The sequence below is a fragment of the Microbulbifer okhotskensis genome, assembly GCF_023895975.1.
GTDB classification, from domain to species: domain Bacteria; phylum Pseudomonadota; class Gammaproteobacteria; order Pseudomonadales; family Cellvibrionaceae; genus Microbulbifer; species Microbulbifer okhotskensis.
The window spans coordinates 1-15,761 of record NZ_JALBWM010000097.1 but is presented as its reverse complement, the minus strand read 5'-3'; the positions used below and the strand labels follow the sequence as shown (position 1 = coordinate 15,761).

Genomic DNA, 15,761 nt, shown 5'->3' with positions numbered 1-15,761 from the left:
GTAGCTCCTGGCCTACTGAAGGTTCGACGCTGAACTTTTCTGCAACACTTGCGACACCATAGGTCGATGCCATAGCAACCAGCATCGCGGAAAATAATTTTTTGGTTTTAAAGTTCATGGATTTCTGTTCCGGGTAAATATGAGTGTTTGTCTATTTCAAATCAGTGGGAAATAGTATTTATAGGACACGCTCTGACTCTGCGCCGCCGGTACCTTCAGGGGCTTGTGTGCCTGGTCTCTCATTGTTCAGAGCTGCACTGAATTGATTCTTTAATGCTTCGTGATCGTTCTTTAACTTATTAAATTCTTCCAAGGGAACAGATTCCCCTTTGTTACCCTCGGGGGCTCCCTCTTCTGGTTTTACATCACCCTGACCACCAGTTGGCTTGGCTGTAAACTCTTCTTTCCCGTGGGTGTGGCTCGGGATTTGATCTAATGAAAGTGTATGATTATGGGCAGGATTTGGATTTATCTTTGTAAATCCTGTAACCAATGCGGTTGAGATTATTTCGGCAAGTTCTTGCTTCTGAGCATCACTAAAATTCATGTCTTCGCTTTCCTGTTCGTTACTGAAATTGTTTTCCTGATGCATCTCTCTACTAAAAATACGTTTTAAGATGCCTCTTTCTTGCTCCAAAGATTCCGCCACATTGAATTGATGCCCACTAAACACTATGGCTTTTTCTTTTTTGCCGGAATTAGAAGAAAAGTGAAGCTCTGAAACTCCCGCGCTGGCTGGTTCATCGGTTACGCCAAGACCTTTTAGAAAATACTTGCCTGTGCCTCGGTAGTCCTCGCCAACCTCAATAGATGGGTGCGTGTAGTCACCGTTACGGTTCGCGCTTATTAAATAATCATTAGGCGCTATGATCCCGTAAAGCTGGATTTCCCCCTTTAATTCTGGCTCTTTGGCTTCCTCTGCTTTCAAAGCTAATACTTTGCCGCCGCTCCAGTAGCGCTGATGGTCTGGCCAGATTCTGGCGGTGTGTATTTTTGTGTTGTAGGTTTCCGCCATATCTAACAACCACTGCTTTTCAATGGTTCGACCATCTTCAAGACCATGTACAACTGATCCACTAGTAGCCAATACCACCCAGCCGGTTTTCAGATTTCTTGCCATCGTTCGCCCACACACTGTTGAAAGATAATTTTTTTGCGGTCTGTGCCGCGCTGAGGATTTGAAATTTATAGGTAGTCGGCACACCTCACAATTCAATAAATTCCTAGAAGTTCCTATTTTTGGAAAACAGGAATTCTTAGGAATTAAACCGGGCAAAAATATTAATTTCGTTGCGTACACTGCTCGGCATGGCTACATATTCAGACGAAATCAAAACCGCCGCTAAATTGATGTGGTTGCGCAGAGTGAGCGCACGAGAGATAGCGGAGCAATTAAACTTGAACAGCGTTCGGGTGGTTTACCAGTGGGCGGAGAAAGGCCACTGGGAAGATATGCTTCAACATGAGACGGTGGAGCAAGCCACCACTCGACGCTTGATAGCCCTGGTGGAGAAGCCCAATAAAACAAAGGAGGACTTCACAGAAATAGACCGCCTTGGAAATCTGTTGGATAAGCTGGCCGGAATTGATTTAAAGAAGGCGCGCACAGCAAAGGAAAAGGCGGTAGCTTCCCGAGGGGAGCGCGGGGAAAGTAAAGGCAAAAAGAAAAAGCCTAAAAATGATATTAGTGAAATCACAGCGGAGCAGCTGGAAGAGATTCGCAAAGAATTATTCTACGGCTACCAGCACCGCTGGCATGACCATAAGAGCGAACGCACTCGCTTTATACTCAAATCACGTCAGATAGGCGCTACATATTACTTTGCCTGGGAAGCATTTGAAGACGCCATAATCACAGGTGACAATCAGATATTCCTTTCCGCCAGCCGCAGTCAGGCAGAAGTATTTAAGGCTTACATTCTTTTATTCGCCAGCAAATACTTTGATATTGAGCTTAAAGGCGCTGACTTTATTCAGCTTTCCAACGGAGCTGAATTGCGCTTTGTATCGACCAACGGGCGCACCGCACAGAGCTATCACGGCCACCTCTATATTGATGAAGTTTTTTGGATACCCGATTTTGAGAACCTAAATAAACTGGCTAGCGCCATGGCTTCTCAAAAGAAATGGCGTAAAACCTATTTCTCTACACCGTCAGTAAAAAGCCACGGCGCTTACCCGCTATGGAGTGGCGAGAAGTACAACGAAAATAGAAAAAATAAAGTTGAATTCGATCTTACACGGGAAACCCTGAAGACTGGGCAAAAAGGAAAGGATCGCATCTGGCGAAACATCGTCACCGTCAAGGACGCCGAAGAACAAGGCTGTACACTTTTCAATATCGAAGAACTTAAAGACGAATACAGCGATTCTGAATTTAATAACTTATTTATGTGCGCCTTTATGGAGGCGGGCTTATCAGTATTTAAATTAGATGATTTGCTTAGTTGTTCGATTGATACCAATGTCACCTGGGTCGACTTTAAAAAGCGCGAAGTTCGGCCCTATGGCAATCTCCCGGTCTGGATTGGTTATGACCCCTCCCGTAGTGGCGACGGTGCCGCAGTCGTTGTTATTGCTCCGCCGCTTAAATCTGGTGGGAAATTCCGCGTATTGGAAAAAATTGTTATGCGCAACCGCGCTTGGCAGTGGCAAGCAAACCGGATTAAAGAACTCACGGAAAAATATAATACCCAGTTTATCGGCATTGATTGTACCGGGCCGGGCACTGGGGTTTATGAGATGGTCAAAGCCTTCTTCCCACGGGTAACGCCCATTACCTACGGCATCAATACAAAAACAAACCTGGTGCTCAAAGCGCAAGATGTTATTGAATCCGGTCGCGTCGAATGGGACGCAGAACACACAGACTTACCCCAAGCGTTTTTGCAGATTCACCAGGTTACAACCGGCAACGACCAAATTACCTACGCCGCAAATCGAACCAGCACCACTGGCCACGCGGACGTGGCCTGGGCACTTATGCACGCCCTTAGCAATGAACCCCTAAATCGATACCAACGTAAAACCACTGTGGCACTTGCCAGCTAGAGAGAGTAATTAATGGGACGCAAGAGAAACCGCTTCAAAGCAAAGGCAAAAGCCAGTTCTGAGAACATGAAGGCAACCCCCGTAGATAACGGCCCCACAATGTTTAGCTTTGGTGATCCTGAGCCGGTCCTAAATGGGAGCCTGGGGGATTATCTCGGTACATTCCTTCAACCTGGTGGTGACTACTACGTGCCCCCTGTAAGTCAAACCGGGTTGATCAATCTTCTAGGTGCCAATGCCCACCACGGGACTATCCCCTATTTCAAGCGCAACCAGTTGCGCAAATGGTTTAAACCCGGTGGTGGGGTTCGCACAGAATGTCTAGCAAAAGCTGGATTTGATAATGAGGTGTTAGGGCACTGCTATTTCAAAAAGAAGTACAACACCTTTGGCCAACTTCTGCGCTTGGAGCATTTGCCGGGGGTCAATATGCGGAGAATGAAAGAGTCTGACCGCTTTTGCATGTTGCAACCAAATGGCGCTGACCCGGTTGTCTATGAGCCTGGGGAGGTTGTACAGCTGAAGGAGTATGACCCCGCACAGCAAATCTACGGTAGGCCACAATATCTAGGCGGCGTTCAATCAGTTTTGCTAAATGAAGACAGCACGCTCTTTAGGCGCCGTTATTACAACAACGGCGCCCACATGGGGTACATCTTCTACACCGCAGACGCACACCTTAGCCCAGAGGATGAGACGGCTATCAAGGAGCAAATAAAGAGTAGTAAAGGGGTGGGCAACTTCCGTTCAATGTTCCTGAATATTCCCAACGGAAAGGAGAAGAGTGTTCAGATTATTCCAGTAGGTGACATTGCCACCAAAGATGAGTTCGAGCGAATCAAGAACTTAACAAGGAACGATATTCTAAGTATGTGGCGAATTCAGCCCGCACTGGCTGGAGTCATGCCGGAAAATAGCGGGGGGTTTGGGGATATAGAGAAGATCACCCGCGTCTATTTTGAGAATGAGGTTGTGCCTATGCAGGACGTTTTTTTGCAGTTGAATGAGTGGCTGCCGAAGAGCAAACGGATAGGATTTGAAAAGCCAGAATTTGCACAGAATGGATAATAGTTACCCCCTGAGGGATAACAAAGTGATAAGATTTCCCCTTACGGCTGAGGGGAATACGATAATGCGGGTTAAATGTGAGACGTGCGGGCATAAAGCGCTAATAAATAGCCGGAATGAAATTGACCCTAAAGTGGTTGATCTCTATTGCACTTGCACTAATCCAGAGTGTCGGCATTACTTCGTAGCGAAATTAACCTATAGCCATTCAATCGCCCCTTCACAATTGCAAGCAAAAGAGGCGGCCTTAGATTACTTGCGCGGCCTTTCTAACTCTGAGCGTCAAGCCCTGATCAATCAGGCACAAATAGCCAGCTAATAAAAAAGGCGCATATAGCGCCTTTTAAATATTCCATCACTTTAATTATTAGATACACGCTCTTAACTTGTCTCTCGCGTGGTCAACCAATAGATAGAAACCACCCTTTGCATCAGGTGTTAAAGAGTCGACGTTTGTCCCGGCTACATGTTGGACCAGTGCCAACAGTTTATCCACTTCTGACAATTCTTCCGTGACTTCCAAGTTATTATCTTTAGAAGACATTGAACCTCCTGTACTACTTCTCAGAAAAAGTCCCTACCTATTTCGGGGACGCGGCAACTATTTAGCAGTATTTTTTTATATTAGTAAAGTGCAAATTTTGCTACATTTTATTAGGCCCAAAATTTAGAAAGCTACTTTTTGGATATGCCAAAAACTTTAAAAATTAATTCTCAATAAGGGGGCGCCACTGTTTAAGGACGGAACAGTCAAGTGAAATATGACGACTAATTTTAGTCCTGAGACGCGGTTGGCTTCTCGCAAAAAAATTGGGGCACGGCTCAAAAAGGCACGGCGGAGTTCTGGTGTTACAGGCCTAGAGTTGGCCAAACGATTGAATGTGCGTAATGATTCACTATCACAAATGGAGAACGGTAAACAACCCATTCCAGCAGAGCTTCTTGCTGATTGGTGTTCTCTATTATGTGTGCCGGTTTCCAGTATCGTTTGCCCTGAAAGCAGTGACTCAGTGCTACAAGAGGACGCTGTTTTTTATATGTCCATCTTATCAGAACTCAATGAGGATCATAGATCGCTGGTATTACAACACCTAGAGATGGTCTATAAACATGAGAAAAGGGACAGGGAAAGGGGGAGAAATAAAGGCCCCTAACCAGGGGCCTTAGCTAAACATTTTATCAAGACGAATCCTCGCCCCTTCTTATCTATCACACCTATTTTTTGCAGATGCTTAAAAACGGGGCTTACTACAGCATTACCCCCGGTGACTGATCGGTTAATATCTCGTAACACTGGCGTTGTTCCATATTCACCATCAGCAATACGGATAGCTAAATCCCGTTGCATTTTACTAAAAGATTCATCTAGTTCTATTGTGCTTTTTGGTATTTCCTGGTGATTCTGTTCTGGCTGTTCATACTCTGTTAATTGTTCCTTCTGTTCAATGTTGTCCTGTTCTGCTGTAACGGTGCTTTTAACAGTTAGCGCACTGTTAATGGCTAGTAACGCAATCAACCCTACCAAGTCAGTAATTACAGCCAGCGCCAGAAAAGCGCTGTGCTGTAGTTTTTGTGGGTCTAAGTGGGTTAGGGTTGCCCAGCCTGTAAAAGCCGCCTGGGCGCTGTTTGCGGTACTGCCTTGTACGGCTTTAAGTTGGGCCAGTGTCTTATCTCGCCTTTCCTCTAGTTCATCCAACCGTTCATCTGTTTCAAGAGCTATTTTCTTGAAATTACCCGCTTTATAACCGGTGATTATTTCGTTTATATTGTTAATTCGCCGGTTGTAACTGTTTAACTGTTGTTTTAACGCTTGATACTCAGCGCTATTAACAGCTATCGACTGTTGCTGCTTTGTTGTGTTGCTTTCCAGAAAGCCAACAGTGGCGGCTATGCTGATTAATACTAGAAAAGGCCATAAGATCAACAGAACGCTACCAATAGAACGGCCCTTCCTTTTCAACCATAAGCCGAGAGGCGCAAAGGAGAATTTGCACAGCTCCAGGGCGGCGGCGGTCAAACCCGCCACCAACCCGCCAGTAGTTATACCCCATACCAGGGGCTCGCCTTCAGCAGAGGGAATGGATATCCATAGGCCTATGGTAAAAACTACAGAGGTTCCGCAAAATATAAGGGCGGCCACACCGGTTGGATATATCCAGAAATTCACTGTTTTCTCTCCTCAGCTTCCCTTGCTTTTTCCTGTAACCAAGTTGTGCCCCTTTCTATGGCTGTTAATTTTGTTGCACCGGTAATGGGTAATCGTACATCGCCCACATAAGCCCGGAATTCTAAATTTGGTTCATCAGTTTCCAGTTCAGCAGTCACGCCAATACTTAAAAGAAATTTGGCCCTATCTGATACCGATCTGATCTTCTCCCAGGCTTCCATTTGATCATCAGTCATTTGCTATCCCTCACCTTCCCTAGTGAATTTTTCCAGAAACCTTATGAATGGTCTGGGGCTGTATAGGTGGCAGGCTGATTTCCTCGAAGATGCCTATTGCGCAATCAGTCAATTGGTTTCTTGCCCAATCACTATTGCGTACTATCTCAGGCGTTAGTGATCCTCCGTTCACAAGATGCGTTTCGTACCCACCTAAAAGCCCAACCAAATATTCAATCCGATCCAACAAGTCTGCTGAAATAGCAACGGTTTTCTTATCCATGTGCGGCCCCTCCCAGTTCACTATTTAACTTTCTAATATCTGAAACCCGATCTTCATGTGCTACAAAAATATCTTGCGCAGCTCTTAATTCCCGAACAGCTTCCTGCCTATTTACGGTGGTTGTTTCCGGGCAGGCGATACGCTCACGACATAAAGCGAGCGCAAGCTTTATTTGGCGAACTTCAGCTAGATCAAGTACACAAACTTCTTTGGCGGGCATAGCGATTTCCTCATTGTTGTATTTTGAAAACTGTTGCGGGCTCTGCCCGCGATGGGTGTAGGCGGCCTCGCGATAGAGACAACCAAAAAGCAATTGATCGCGCACGACTTCTGGCCAACTACAGGCGGCGTGGATTTGTGCGTTATTCAGCCATGCGTTGTAAACCTGATATTCCGTAACCGTCTGGTAAAGGCGTAACCCGCGCTGGTTCATTCCTCAGCCTCCCGGCGCATTTCCTGCACCTGATGTTTCAGTTGGTTCAAGCGGCTGCGCATATCCTCGGCCATACCCCCGCTTTGCTTCTTCAGCCACTGCCCTATCTCAGATCGAGTGCGGGTGCATAGCAGGTGCCAAGCGAGGCAGTTGCGGCGGTGGGGCTCGCCATAAGTGTCTGTGGCGGCAGATATAAGGGGGGGGGTGTCGGAAAGACCTAACTTTGCTAACCGCCCCTGTTGTACCAACAAAAAGTCCTTATCTTTCATGCACTTAGCTCCCTAATTTCGGTTAGGTTGAAAACCTAACCTGACCTAACCAAAAACCTAACCAATTGATTTGTAAGGATTTTTTTAAAGTAAAAAGTTAGGTTTCTAGTTTTTGTTTTTCCTAACTCGGTTAGGTCTTGGTTAGGAAAAAGTTAGTTTTTTCGGCTTCTCTGTATCCCGCATGGTTGCTGGCATTGCGGGCGTTTTTGGGTTTCGGTTAGGCCGGTTAGGTCTTTCCGACGCCCCCTGTCGTTTCTTAAGCGGCACCCTTATTGGCGTCTCTATGCTGGAAAACCCAGCAATAGCGCGCTCGGTCGTCATCAATCCCGGACTTCACGTTTTTGCAGGCGATAAACTTGTGGCGGCGGCTATTGGGCAATAGCTTTTTCAGCTCTTTGATGTCCGGGTGATCCACTTTGGCCAGCTCGCATTGCTGCTTGTAGTGAATCAGGTTGATGGCAATTAAGCCGGTGTCTTTGCTGTGGTTGAGGGTCTGCGCCTCTACTTTGCCGGCCCTGTTGGCATACACCTCTGGTGATTCGGAGTCCGTCACTAGGCGCACATTGAGGTAGTCGTATATCTCCCAGAACTTCTGTACTTCTGGGTGATCTGCGCTTAAGCGGCCCTGGCGGCTTACCGCGCGGGTATAAATAAAGTGCTGTATATCCTGAATGGTCTTGGCGGTGAGTGAGGGAAACAGAATGGGCAAAGTTCCAGCCATGGCAGAGGCCATCGCATGGGTTTTCACTACCCGCTGGTCGTGGATCTCGCCCCGGTGGGCGTACTCCGCATCAAACTTCGGATAGTCCTCTAAGATTTTGCCAACAATGACTTTCTCTTTGTGCAAGGCAGCAGGTAGAAAGCCGCTGACCTCTTCCACTGCGGCTCGCTCGAACTGCTGGGCTAACAGTTTGGTTTTCTCTGAAAAGTGCGCTTTGGTCGCGTGGCAGTGGACTATGCGCGATAGCAATGCGGGGCTACCGTCTACGGTGTCATTCTGAGCAATTACAATAGAGCCACGAAACGGCGGATCTACGGTTTCATTGCCACGATTAAAAGCACCGGTTGACCGAATGGCACGGCCATTGTAGGCGGTCTTCAGGTCCTCAAAATCAAAAGCGCCCTTCTTGGCGGAATCGCTCCGGCGGTCGGATTCAATCATCACCACCGGCATATTGGACATCTGCGATAGTGCTCGGGCACGGGCTGCAAATGTAGCTTTACTGGGGTCGAAGCCTTCGTAGTCGTCACGACCACATAGCTTCCACAGAAATTCAATTACAGTGGATTTACCGGCACCGTGCTCGCCGGTTAGCTCCAGGAATGGGAATACCTTTAGTTCTGCTCGGATCTGTTCGGCAAATAGTGAAGCCATCCAAAACGCAAGCGCGACCATGCCTAGATGGGAGAACACCAAGTAATAATCCTGTATCCAGCTGGGATCAAAGCTCTTATTGTTGTGGATGTAGAGACTTTTAAAGCCAGTTTTAATGCGGTCTTTACCGGCAACAAAGTAGCCTTGCTTATTGACCTTTAAGCGCCGGCCATTGTGAAAGGCGAAATCCTGATAGACATAGGTTTGACAGGACTTGTCGTAACCCAGGTATCCAATAGTCCGCACCTGCTTAACGCCATTATCAAACCAGCGATCACGCAACATCTTGAGCTGGTTTTCACTGCCGTCGAATGTACTCCCCGGTGCTTGATTAAGGAGTGCTTTATTAAAGGATTTTGGGCTCTCCAGATTTGAGCCGGTGAGGGCAACCTGTAGACCTTTACCTTTAGGTAGATAAATATCGAAAAAATAGGCAACGTCTGTTGTCTCTTGATCTATCTCACAGTAAAGAAACTTAGGAAGACAGTTGCTAATGCTGTTTTCATCTAGGTTATTGTTAAAAAGTTCGCGCCCTCTATCTGTGGCTAAAGCCTCTTCAATAGTTTTAGGCGTTTCTTTTTCAATATCAGAGTCTTCTATATCTACCTGTTTTTGATCTTCAATAAACTTCGATAATTGTTTATTAATATCATCATCAACATGCACGGAATACAGGCGATTATTGAAATCTAATACCGTATAACTACGACGTTTTTTGCAATACCAGTGGTAGGATTTTTCCTCAATGCTACTAGCCGTAAAGAGGCGCCCCCGATAAAGACATTCCTCAATAAAATCAGGAGTTATTTTTTCTGCTCGGTACAAGTCGTCCCAGTCATTGCCACCGCCCACCAGGGCAACGTCTACTTTTTCATCCTTTGATTCCAGGCGCTCATAATATTTCTTGACCATAGAGCGACCAGCAGGGTCGTCGTCATAGCCAAGACGCCAGGTTATCTCTTGGCCTTTGTGCTCTTCTATTAGCTCTGTGGGCAGGTTATTACTTGAAAATGCGGCGACCACTTTATAGCCGCAAAGCCATAAGGCTATAGCGTGAAAGATACCCTCCACAATAAAAACGGTATCGCCCTTTTCTATCTGCTGGCCTGGGGGCTGCCAGCATTTACCCCCGTACTTAATATTCTTTTTAAAAAAGCTTTTGTCGCCTAATGCGCGCTCATGGGTTTTATTAATTACGCGATCCCAGTAGAAACCGCCCCATAGCTGAAAACGAACCACGGGTGCATAGTCACCTTCAGGTAAAGGCCGCGCGGCCTGTTCAAACCAGTCCCCCACTTTAAGAAGCGGGAACTGGCGAACATGCTCTATATACGCTCGGGCTGTTGCGTTGGGTTCTTCAGGAGTTGCCGGGAATCTCTCAGAAAAATTTTCGAAAATGTCCGGGTAAATATCCCGAACAGATTCTTCATAACCACAATTATTTTTGTGGTTACAGCGCACAGTGATTGGTTTTTCAATCTTAATCCATGCTGATTTCTTCCCGCATTCTGGGCAGTTGCCAGAATTTAGATACTTGCCACTGCGCTTGAATTTAAAACTCAAATCCTTTTCTAGCGACTCGACAACATCTCGGTTTATTTGGCTGTAGTCCATGGTTACTCCGATGCCCGAGGAATTAGAAAGGACAGCTGACGTCGCGTGGCTCTGCCATGCACTGCCTCACCAACTCCGCAACATCCACCAGGGCAAGGCGCCCAACATCCCGTCGCGGTAAATTCCCCCTATCCAGCTGTGATTCCACTTGCTGCTCGCGAAGCCCTGTCGCTTTGGCAAACGCGTCCTTGGTCATGATTGGGCAGGGAATCAGGTGAACTTCATCCCAGGTGAGTAAAGCGACATTAACCAGAGCAAGGCGCCCAACGTGGAAAACCGGCAGATGGCCGCGCTCAATCTGGCCGCGTATCTGCCCTTCACGAAGGCCGGACATAGAAGCGAACTTCTCACGGGTCATTACTGGGCTGGCCAGCTGGACGGGAAGTGCGGTGGATACATTGGAGGGGTTGGGTTGAAGGTGATTGTGGGTCATTGTTGTCATGCTCCATGCTGGTAAAAGCCTGTATCTTCGAGGAGATACTATTTATCTACTGATAGGCATATAAGCATCTGTGAGCGCATTTATCAAGCTTTTTTAAGCACGTAATGGGTTGTTATGTCCCAAAGTGTCTGCTGATGTATACTTTTCGTACAGTGCACATGGATTTTTTAGGTGTTCAAATGTATAAATGCGGGCAAAGAAGCATGAATAGGTGAATTGGGCGTCTTTGCTACCTGGATATATGTAGGAATCTTTAAATGTTGAAACTAAGGGCTGGTGATCGGCTGAAAGTAATCCGCGAGTTAATGGGGTTAACCCGTGATGAATTTGCTGAATTGCTCAAGCTGGATTACATAAGACTCAAAAATATCGAACAAAAAAGAGCCAAAGTGGCAGAGTTTGAATACGAACAATTCGGGCAACGTTTTCCCGAGTTAATACCGTTCTTCACATATGAAGGGGATATCGTTATTTCCGACCTTTCAGCCAGCAATGAAAGGCTTTGCCGCTTAGTTGCGGCAAAGATTGAGGCTGGACAAATTCCGCAGGGATTTTATTTGGAAGAGAAAATTAAAGAGTAGGTTCAGTCACCGGAAAACTGTTCACATTATATTTAAGGAGAGGTGATGCTAAAACTTCGGGCTGGAGACCGGTTGAGAGTAATCCGCGAGTTGATGGGACTAACTCGCGATGAATTCGCCGAATTGCTCAAAATGGATTATGTGAGACTTAGGAACGTCGAACAAAAGAGAGCTAAAGTCTCAGAGTTTGAATACGAGCAAGCAGGGAAGCTTTTTCCTGAACTCATCCCTTATTTTGCTTATGAGGGCGATATTGTCGTTTCCGAACTAGCAGAAAGTGAGCAAGAGCTGTGTCGTTTAATGGCTGCAAAAATCGAAGCCGGACAAATTCCTCGCGGGTTTTACGTAGAAGAAAAAATCAAATGATATGTCAGGGGAAGTCATGAAGTTACGCGCTGGGCAGCGCCTGAAGGGTATGAGAGAGCTACTTGGCATTACTCGTGAGGATTTTTCCGGATTAGTCGACATCCCCTGGATAAGAATGAAGAGCATAGAACAACAGAAAGTGCGAATGGCAGAAGATGAATTTGCCAAGATTGGGCATAAGTTTCCTGAATTTATGCCATGGATAACTTATGAGGGAGACATCGTGGTGGAGGACTTGAGAAATAGTTCAGAGCCGTTATGTCAATTGGCAGCGGCCAAGATAGCAGCCGGACAAATTCCTCCTGGTTATTACATCCACGAAAAGATTAAGTAACAGTTTTTACTCTGGGAACAAAGGATGGCGAAGAAGTGCCCTACAGGATGGAAAGTAGATATTAGGCCCGAAGGCCGCAGAGGCCCTCGTGTAAGGAAAATATTTTCCACCAAGCGCGAGGCCGAGACATTTGAGAAAGAGCAGATGGCGCTTGGCCTTAAAGGCGACTGGAAGCCACCCGTCAAGGAAACCCGTCGACTGCAAGACTTAATTGATGACTGGTTTTCCCTTCACGGTCACACACTAAAAGACGGTTCGAAAAGAAAAGTCAAACTGGATGCGATCTGTAAACGTCTTGGCAATCCATTGGCTCGAACTTTCACAGGTGAAGATTTTCTACGCTACCGAAAGCAACGGCTTAGCGAGAAACTAAAAAGCCGGGATACGCTTGTTTCGCCAAATAACCTAAACCATGAGCAAGCCTATCTCTCAGCCGTATTTGGCACGCTCACAAAGCTTCGTAACTGGGCACTCTCCAACCCAATGAAAGACCTTCCCAAGATCCGCCTGGATGAGAAGGAATTGATCTTTTTGGAAAGTAGTCAAATCAAAACCCTATTAGTAGAACTTGAGAACTCCAAAAATCCAGACGTCCTGCTAGTTGCAAAATTATGCCTCGCCACCGGTTCGCGTTGGGGGGAGGCAGAAAGCTTAAGGGCCGAGCAAGTAATTCAGGGGAAGGTACACTTCACAAGGACTAAAAACAGCAAAGTCCGTGCAGTTCCTATCAGTGTTGATCTAGAAGCCGAGCTACGACAGGGGAAACCAAGAACAGGCCGACTATTCAGCAAGTCTTGTCATGACGCCTTCAAAGGGGCAATTCAACGTGCAGGCATTCAACTTCCCGATGGTCAGATGACCCATGTATTGCGTCACACTTTCGCTAGCCATTACATGATGAACAGTGGCAACATTCTTCAGCTGAAGCTGATATTGGGCCATCAAAGCCTAGCCATGACCGAACGCTACGCAAAACTCGCCCCAGAGCACCTAGCAGACGCAGTTACTAGGAATCCTTTAGCCAACCTCTAATGACCACAAAGTGTCCACATAAAGATGGATAAACCACCCTGAACGAGCTGTAAACACCCCGAAAAAACCCCAAGTACGTAGCTATCAGCTTCTATCTGCTGAGTTTAAGGGGGTTCAAAATCCCCCGCCCTTAAAAGCGTGCCGGTTCGAGTCCGGCCTCTGGTACCATCTCTCAAACCCGCGTCAGCCCTAGCTTTCGCGGGTTTTTTAATTCTGCACAGACAACTTTGTAAAAGACTCTTTTGTTGGTTTCAGCGCCAAAGTGTCAACAAAGTGTCAACGCAAAATCACGTTGACACTTTGCACCCACCTAGCCTTTCAGTTGTGCAACATCCTTTCACTTCTCTTCACAACTCTTCAAAGTGTGAAATCCAATTCTTACCCAAACCCCGCACCAGCTCAGGCCAGGGCCGCTAGTCTCATTTCATCAACTAAAAGAGCGCCAAAAATCGGCAGGCGTGGGGAGGAGTGACCGACGCCGTTTTTTTCGGTACGTTTTTTAACCAGCCTGGCTTGAAGCCCTAGGAATCTAAGGGGTTAGACGAAGATTCACAAATTTTTCAGCAAAATGAGTCTATGAAGGATTTTGAAATCTTGTCGCTGATAATTTTTTACAGGGAATAGCTGAAAGCACCTTCAGCCAAAACAAATAAATTTCGAAAAACTCTTTGTAAGTAGATGTAGTTGCCCTCAAAAAAAACGGATATATGATTGGCACAACAATTAATAAGGAAAATCTAACCCAAGGATAGAAAATGGATTTTGAATGGGATGAAAATAAACGTCTAAGAAATCTCGACAAGCACAACATTGACTTTGCTGTGGCAACCGAAGTATTCCAAGACCAGGAGCGTATTGAAACCGAAGATACTCGAGAGGATTACGGCGAGGAAAGAATTCAAGTTATTGGCATGGCCAAACCTGGTATTCTTTTCGTCGTGTATACTGAAAGAAATTCGGGAAGCAGCTATCGGCTAATCTCCGCTCGAAGAGCGAACAGGAAAGAACGTGCAATTTATAATTCAATGCTTGGGCAATAGGCTTAACTATGAGTATTAAAAAATACACTCAAGAAGAAGTTAAAGATCTTAAAGACTTAACTGATTATGAGCGCCAGAAAAAAATGACTGAAGAAGAAATAGAAGAGGGCGCCAAAACAGATCCCGATGCACTAACCCCAACTGAAGAAGATTTAAAAAAATTTAGAAAGGTAAAGAGAAAATGAGCACCACAAAAGTAACCGAAAATAATTCCTTTAAGGTGGAAGATAAAACAGACTGGAACAGATTGATAAGTGAAAGCCAAGATTTAGCAGATGTAAAATCAAGTCAGGACTTAGAAAATCCAGTCTTGCAGTCTAACAAGTTTGTCAAATCAGAGAAGAAAGTAAGCCCGAGAAAATGACAGCTTTTGATTTTTAAAGTGCCAGCGCAAACTGGCACTTTAACTGAAACTAAGGGCAACGCTGCTCAACCAATACCCCGCCCCGCAATATTGAATAGCGTGTAACTTCCTCCGTCCAGACATCCAAAATATTTAACCATGAGTAAAATATTGCCTTTTCAGATTTAGCAATTTCCTTTGCAAGCTCCATTGCCTCCTTTTCGGTAGGTGCTGCAACCTTAAAACTATTTGCCCCTCCATTTATCAGGTTGACGCCGCCAGCAAAGATTGCGTATCTGTTGTTCTTCCTTTTCATTTTCCTTCCCCTACTTTTAAATAATCAGCTTAAGCCACTATTGGCGTTAACTGCGATTTCAAATTGTCTGCGCTAGTTTGATGTGCTGTGATTGCAATTTCTTGTGTTGGCTTTTGTCCGCTGCTTGGATGTGAGTGAGTTGCTAACGTACCAGCGAGCGCCGACACCACATCAATTAATTCTTCCAATACTTTAAGTACATTTACAGATTCACTACCTAACCAGGCTTTTCCACCATCCTTAACTTTTATACTCTGCTGTGTTTTGGCGATAGACTCTCGAATATTCCCGATCTGCTCTTTTAGGTCGCGACCTACTGAGCTGTTAATATCGCTAGTTGTTGATAGGTTCAAATTATCAAGCGCACCAATATTTAAACTACCACCCGACAACAAACGCAAAGCGCCCAGTACTTCAATAACTTTTACCCCGGCAATTTCCTCTATCGAGTGCTCTTTAACTTGCCGGTACTCGTTGTCACAGCTGCTTTGTAATTCCGCAGCCTTAATAATTCTGCGTAGTGAACTTTCCCGAATATCCCCATGGGTCTCCCGGCTCCACTCTGCGTGTGCGTCCACTCTCTGCCGTACTGAGTCGCTTTGCTGCCATGCTAAATCTTCACGGTCGAGCGCGGGAACCCCTACCCCACGCGACAAGACCGTTCTAATAAATGGCTGATCTGGCTGGCCATAGGCAAAAGCCAATTCAACCACCGTGCCCGGCTGCGGGAAACCAAACGCGCCGCGTTCATTGCCTGCATGTTGCAACGGTAACGGCACACTACGAAAAATAGGAAGCTCTTCATCCGCCAGGCCGTCTGGCCTTAAAACCT

At 46.1% G+C, this 15,761-nt stretch carries 22 protein-coding genes; 11 read left to right on the top strand and 11 right to left on the bottom strand.

The window, feature by feature from the left end; translation table 11 throughout:
• Nucleotides 1-178: 178 nt before the first annotated feature.
• Nucleotides 179-1,120 carry a GPO family capsid scaffolding protein gene (locus MO867_RS16920; protein WP_252471298.1) on the bottom strand — a complete coding sequence of 314 codons (942 nt, stop codon included), beginning with the start codon at nt 1,118-1,120 and terminating at the stop codon, nt 179-181.
• A gap of 188 nt (nt 1,121-1,308) precedes the next feature.
• On the opposite strand from MO867_RS16920, the gene MO867_RS16915 reads away from it, so the two are divergent.
• Genes MO867_RS16915 through MO867_RS24065 form a run of 3 tightly spaced genes read left to right on the top strand, consistent with a single transcriptional unit; the run spans nt 1,309 to nt 4,438 of the window.
• Nucleotides 1,309-3,051, top strand: coding sequence for a terminase large subunit domain-containing protein (locus tag MO867_RS16915; RefSeq protein ID WP_252471296.1), 1,743 nt, complete (start codon nt 1,309-1,311; stop codon nt 3,049-3,051).
• A gap of 12 nt (nt 3,052-3,063) precedes the next feature.
• Nucleotides 3,064-4,119: a phage portal protein gene (locus tag MO867_RS16910; protein WP_252471295.1), complete on the top strand. Its 1,056-nt coding sequence runs from the start codon at nt 3,064-3,066 to the stop codon at nt 4,117-4,119.
• Nucleotides 4,112-4,438 carry an ogr/Delta-like zinc finger family protein gene (locus MO867_RS24065; RefSeq protein ID WP_373565900.1) on the top strand — a complete coding sequence of 109 codons (327 nt, stop codon included), beginning with the start codon at nt 4,112-4,114 and terminating at the stop codon, nt 4,436-4,438. Before MO867_RS16910 ends, MO867_RS24065 begins: the two co-directional genes overlap by 8 nt.
• Before the next feature lie 48 nt (nt 4,439-4,486).
• On the opposite strand, the gene MO867_RS16905 is transcribed toward MO867_RS24065, so the two are convergent.
• On the bottom strand, nt 4,487-4,663 hold the full coding sequence (locus tag MO867_RS16905; RefSeq protein ID WP_252471293.1) for a hypothetical protein: 177 nt from the start codon (nt 4,661-4,663) through the stop codon (nt 4,487-4,489).
• 217 nt (nt 4,664-4,880) lie between these two features.
• Between MO867_RS16905 and MO867_RS24060 the strand changes: the two genes are divergently transcribed.
• Nucleotides 4,881-5,273, top strand: coding sequence for a helix-turn-helix domain-containing protein (locus MO867_RS24060; protein WP_373565899.1), 393 nt, complete (start codon nt 4,881-4,883; stop codon nt 5,271-5,273).
• Here the strand turns inward: MO867_RS24060 and MO867_RS16900 are convergent.
• From MO867_RS16900 to MO867_RS16870, 7 genes are all read right to left on the bottom strand, one after another.
• Nucleotides 5,270-6,286: a hypothetical protein gene (locus MO867_RS16900; protein ID WP_252471291.1), complete on the bottom strand. Its 1,017-nt coding sequence runs from the start codon at nt 6,284-6,286 to the stop codon at nt 5,270-5,272. The genes MO867_RS24060 and MO867_RS16900 overlap by 4 nt on opposite strands.
• Entirely contained in the window at nt 6,283-6,522 is a 240-nt protein-coding gene (locus tag MO867_RS16895) for a hypothetical protein (RefSeq protein WP_252471289.1), read from the bottom strand. The genes MO867_RS16900 and MO867_RS16895 overlap by 4 nt, the downstream gene beginning before the upstream one ends.
• 19 nt (nt 6,523-6,541) lie before the next feature.
• Nucleotides 6,542-6,784, bottom strand: a complete 243-nt coding sequence (locus MO867_RS16890; protein ID WP_252471287.1) for a hypothetical protein — start codon at nt 6,782-6,784, stop codon at nt 6,542-6,544.
• A complete protein-coding gene (locus tag MO867_RS16885; protein ID WP_252471285.1) occupies nt 6,777-7,217 on the bottom strand; it encodes a hypothetical protein in 441 nt (146 codons plus the stop codon). Before MO867_RS16885 ends, MO867_RS16890 begins: the two co-directional genes overlap by 8 nt.
• Complete coding sequence (locus tag MO867_RS16880) at nt 7,214-7,486, bottom strand: hypothetical protein (protein WP_252471283.1); 273 nt, start codon at nt 7,484-7,486, stop codon at nt 7,214-7,216. Before MO867_RS16880 ends, MO867_RS16885 begins: the two co-directional genes overlap by 4 nt.
• Nucleotides 7,487-7,742: 256 nt before the next feature.
• Nucleotides 7,743-10,475 carry a toprim domain-containing protein gene (locus tag MO867_RS16875; protein WP_252471281.1) on the bottom strand — a complete coding sequence of 911 codons (2,733 nt, stop codon included), beginning with the start codon at nt 10,473-10,475 and terminating at the stop codon, nt 7,743-7,745.
• 22 nt (nt 10,476-10,497) lie between these two features.
• The gene (locus MO867_RS16870) at nt 10,498-10,908 is read right to left on the bottom strand and encodes a hypothetical protein (protein ID WP_252471279.1); all 411 of its coding nucleotides are present in this window, start codon (nt 10,906-10,908) and stop codon (nt 10,498-10,500) included.
• Nucleotides 10,909-11,174: 266 nt separating this feature from the next.
• Here MO867_RS16870 and MO867_RS16865 point away from each other — a divergent pair, with 266 nt between their 5' ends.
• The 7 genes from MO867_RS16865 to MO867_RS16835 all read left to right on the top strand — a co-directional run bounded on the left by MO867_RS16865 (nt 11,175) and on the right by MO867_RS16835 (nt 14,634).
• Nucleotides 11,175-11,498 (top strand): helix-turn-helix domain-containing protein, encoded by a 324-nt coding sequence (locus MO867_RS16865; protein ID WP_252471276.1) that lies wholly within the window; start codon nt 11,175-11,177, stop codon nt 11,496-11,498.
• A gap of 45 nt (nt 11,499-11,543) precedes the next feature.
• Nucleotides 11,544-11,864 carry a helix-turn-helix domain-containing protein gene (locus MO867_RS16860; RefSeq protein WP_252471274.1) on the top strand — a complete coding sequence of 107 codons (321 nt, stop codon included), beginning with the start codon at nt 11,544-11,546 and terminating at the stop codon, nt 11,862-11,864.
• A gap of 16 nt (nt 11,865-11,880) precedes the next feature.
• Nucleotides 11,881-12,198, top strand: a complete 318-nt coding sequence (locus MO867_RS16855) for a hypothetical protein (protein ID WP_252471272.1) — start codon at nt 11,881-11,883, stop codon at nt 12,196-12,198.
• A 24-nt stretch (nt 12,199-12,222) separates the two neighbouring features.
• Entirely contained in the window at nt 12,223-13,230 is a 1,008-nt protein-coding gene (locus MO867_RS16850) for a phage integrase (RefSeq protein ID WP_252471270.1), read from the top strand.
• Nucleotides 13,231-13,985: 755 nt separating this feature from the next.
• A complete protein-coding gene (locus tag MO867_RS16845; RefSeq protein WP_252471267.1) occupies nt 13,986-14,270 on the top strand; it encodes a BrnT family toxin in 285 nt (94 codons plus the stop codon).
• 8 nt (nt 14,271-14,278) lie between these two features.
• Nucleotides 14,279-14,455, top strand: coding sequence for a hypothetical protein (locus tag MO867_RS16840; RefSeq protein ID WP_252471264.1), 177 nt, complete (start codon nt 14,279-14,281; stop codon nt 14,453-14,455).
• Entirely contained in the window at nt 14,452-14,634 is a 183-nt protein-coding gene (locus tag MO867_RS16835) for a hypothetical protein (RefSeq protein ID WP_252471262.1), read from the top strand. The genes MO867_RS16840 and MO867_RS16835 overlap by 4 nt, the downstream gene beginning before the upstream one ends.
• Nucleotides 14,635-14,683: 49 nt before the next feature.
• Here MO867_RS16835 and MO867_RS16830 read toward each other — a convergent pair whose 3' ends face one another.
• Nucleotides 14,684-14,929 carry a hypothetical protein gene (locus MO867_RS16830; RefSeq protein WP_252471258.1) on the bottom strand — a complete coding sequence of 82 codons (246 nt, stop codon included), beginning with the start codon at nt 14,927-14,929 and terminating at the stop codon, nt 14,684-14,686.
• A gap of 29 nt (nt 14,930-14,958) precedes the next feature.
• Nucleotides 14,959-15,761, bottom strand: an 803-nt coding sequence (locus MO867_RS16825) for a hypothetical protein (protein ID WP_252471256.1), incomplete at its 5' end; no start/stop codon positions are given.

Coding starts and splice junctions, on each gene's coding strand:
- MO867_RS16895 (WP_252471289.1), bottom strand. CDS start 6,522: ATGACTGATGATCAAATGGAAGCCTGGGAGAAGATCAGATCGGTATCA.
- MO867_RS16830 (WP_252471258.1), bottom strand. CDS start 14,929: ATGAAAAGGAAGAACAACAGATACGCAATCTTTGCTGGCGGCGTCAAC.
- MO867_RS16840 (WP_252471264.1), top strand. CDS start 14,279: ATGAGTATTAAAAAATACACTCAAGAAGAAGTTAAAGATCTTAAAGAC.
- MO867_RS16880 (WP_252471283.1), bottom strand. CDS start 7,486: ATGAAAGATAAGGACTTTTTGTTGGTACAACAGGGGCGGTTAGCAAAG.
- MO867_RS16865 (WP_252471276.1), top strand. CDS start 11,175: ATGTTGAAACTAAGGGCTGGTGATCGGCTGAAAGTAATCCGCGAGTTA.
- MO867_RS16910 (WP_252471295.1), top strand. CDS start 3,064: ATGGGACGCAAGAGAAACCGCTTCAAAGCAAAGGCAAAAGCCAGTTCT.
- MO867_RS16855 (WP_252471272.1), top strand. CDS start 11,881: ATGAAGTTACGCGCTGGGCAGCGCCTGAAGGGTATGAGAGAGCTACTT.
- MO867_RS16845 (WP_252471267.1), top strand. CDS start 13,986: ATGGATTTTGAATGGGATGAAAATAAACGTCTAAGAAATCTCGACAAG.
- MO867_RS16850 (WP_252471270.1), top strand. CDS start 12,223: ATGGCGAAGAAGTGCCCTACAGGATGGAAAGTAGATATTAGGCCCGAA.
- MO867_RS16875 (WP_252471281.1), bottom strand. CDS start 10,475: ATGGACTACAGCCAAATAAACCGAGATGTTGTCGAGTCGCTAGAAAAG.
- MO867_RS24060 (WP_373565899.1), top strand. CDS start 4,881: ATGACGACTAATTTTAGTCCTGAGACGCGGTTGGCTTCTCGCAAAAAA.
- MO867_RS16885 (WP_252471285.1), bottom strand. CDS start 7,217: ATGAACCAGCGCGGGTTACGCCTTTACCAGACGGTTACGGAATATCAG.
- MO867_RS16915 (WP_252471296.1), top strand. CDS start 1,309: ATGGCTACATATTCAGACGAAATCAAAACCGCCGCTAAATTGATGTGG.
- MO867_RS16905 (WP_252471293.1), bottom strand. CDS start 4,663: ATGTCTTCTAAAGATAATAACTTGGAAGTCACGGAAGAATTGTCAGAA.
- MO867_RS24065 (WP_373565900.1), top strand. CDS start 4,112: ATGGATAATAGTTACCCCCTGAGGGATAACAAAGTGATAAGATTTCCC.
- MO867_RS16890 (WP_252471287.1), bottom strand. CDS start 6,784: ATGGATAAGAAAACCGTTGCTATTTCAGCAGACTTGTTGGATCGGATT.
- MO867_RS16860 (WP_252471274.1), top strand. CDS start 11,544: ATGCTAAAACTTCGGGCTGGAGACCGGTTGAGAGTAATCCGCGAGTTG.
- MO867_RS16870 (WP_252471279.1), bottom strand. CDS start 10,908: ATGACCCACAATCACCTTCAACCCAACCCCTCCAATGTATCCACCGCA.
- MO867_RS16920 (WP_252471298.1), bottom strand. CDS start 1,120: ATGGCAAGAAATCTGAAAACCGGCTGGGTGGTATTGGCTACTAGTGGA.
- MO867_RS16835 (WP_252471262.1), top strand. CDS start 14,452: ATGAGCACCACAAAAGTAACCGAAAATAATTCCTTTAAGGTGGAAGAT.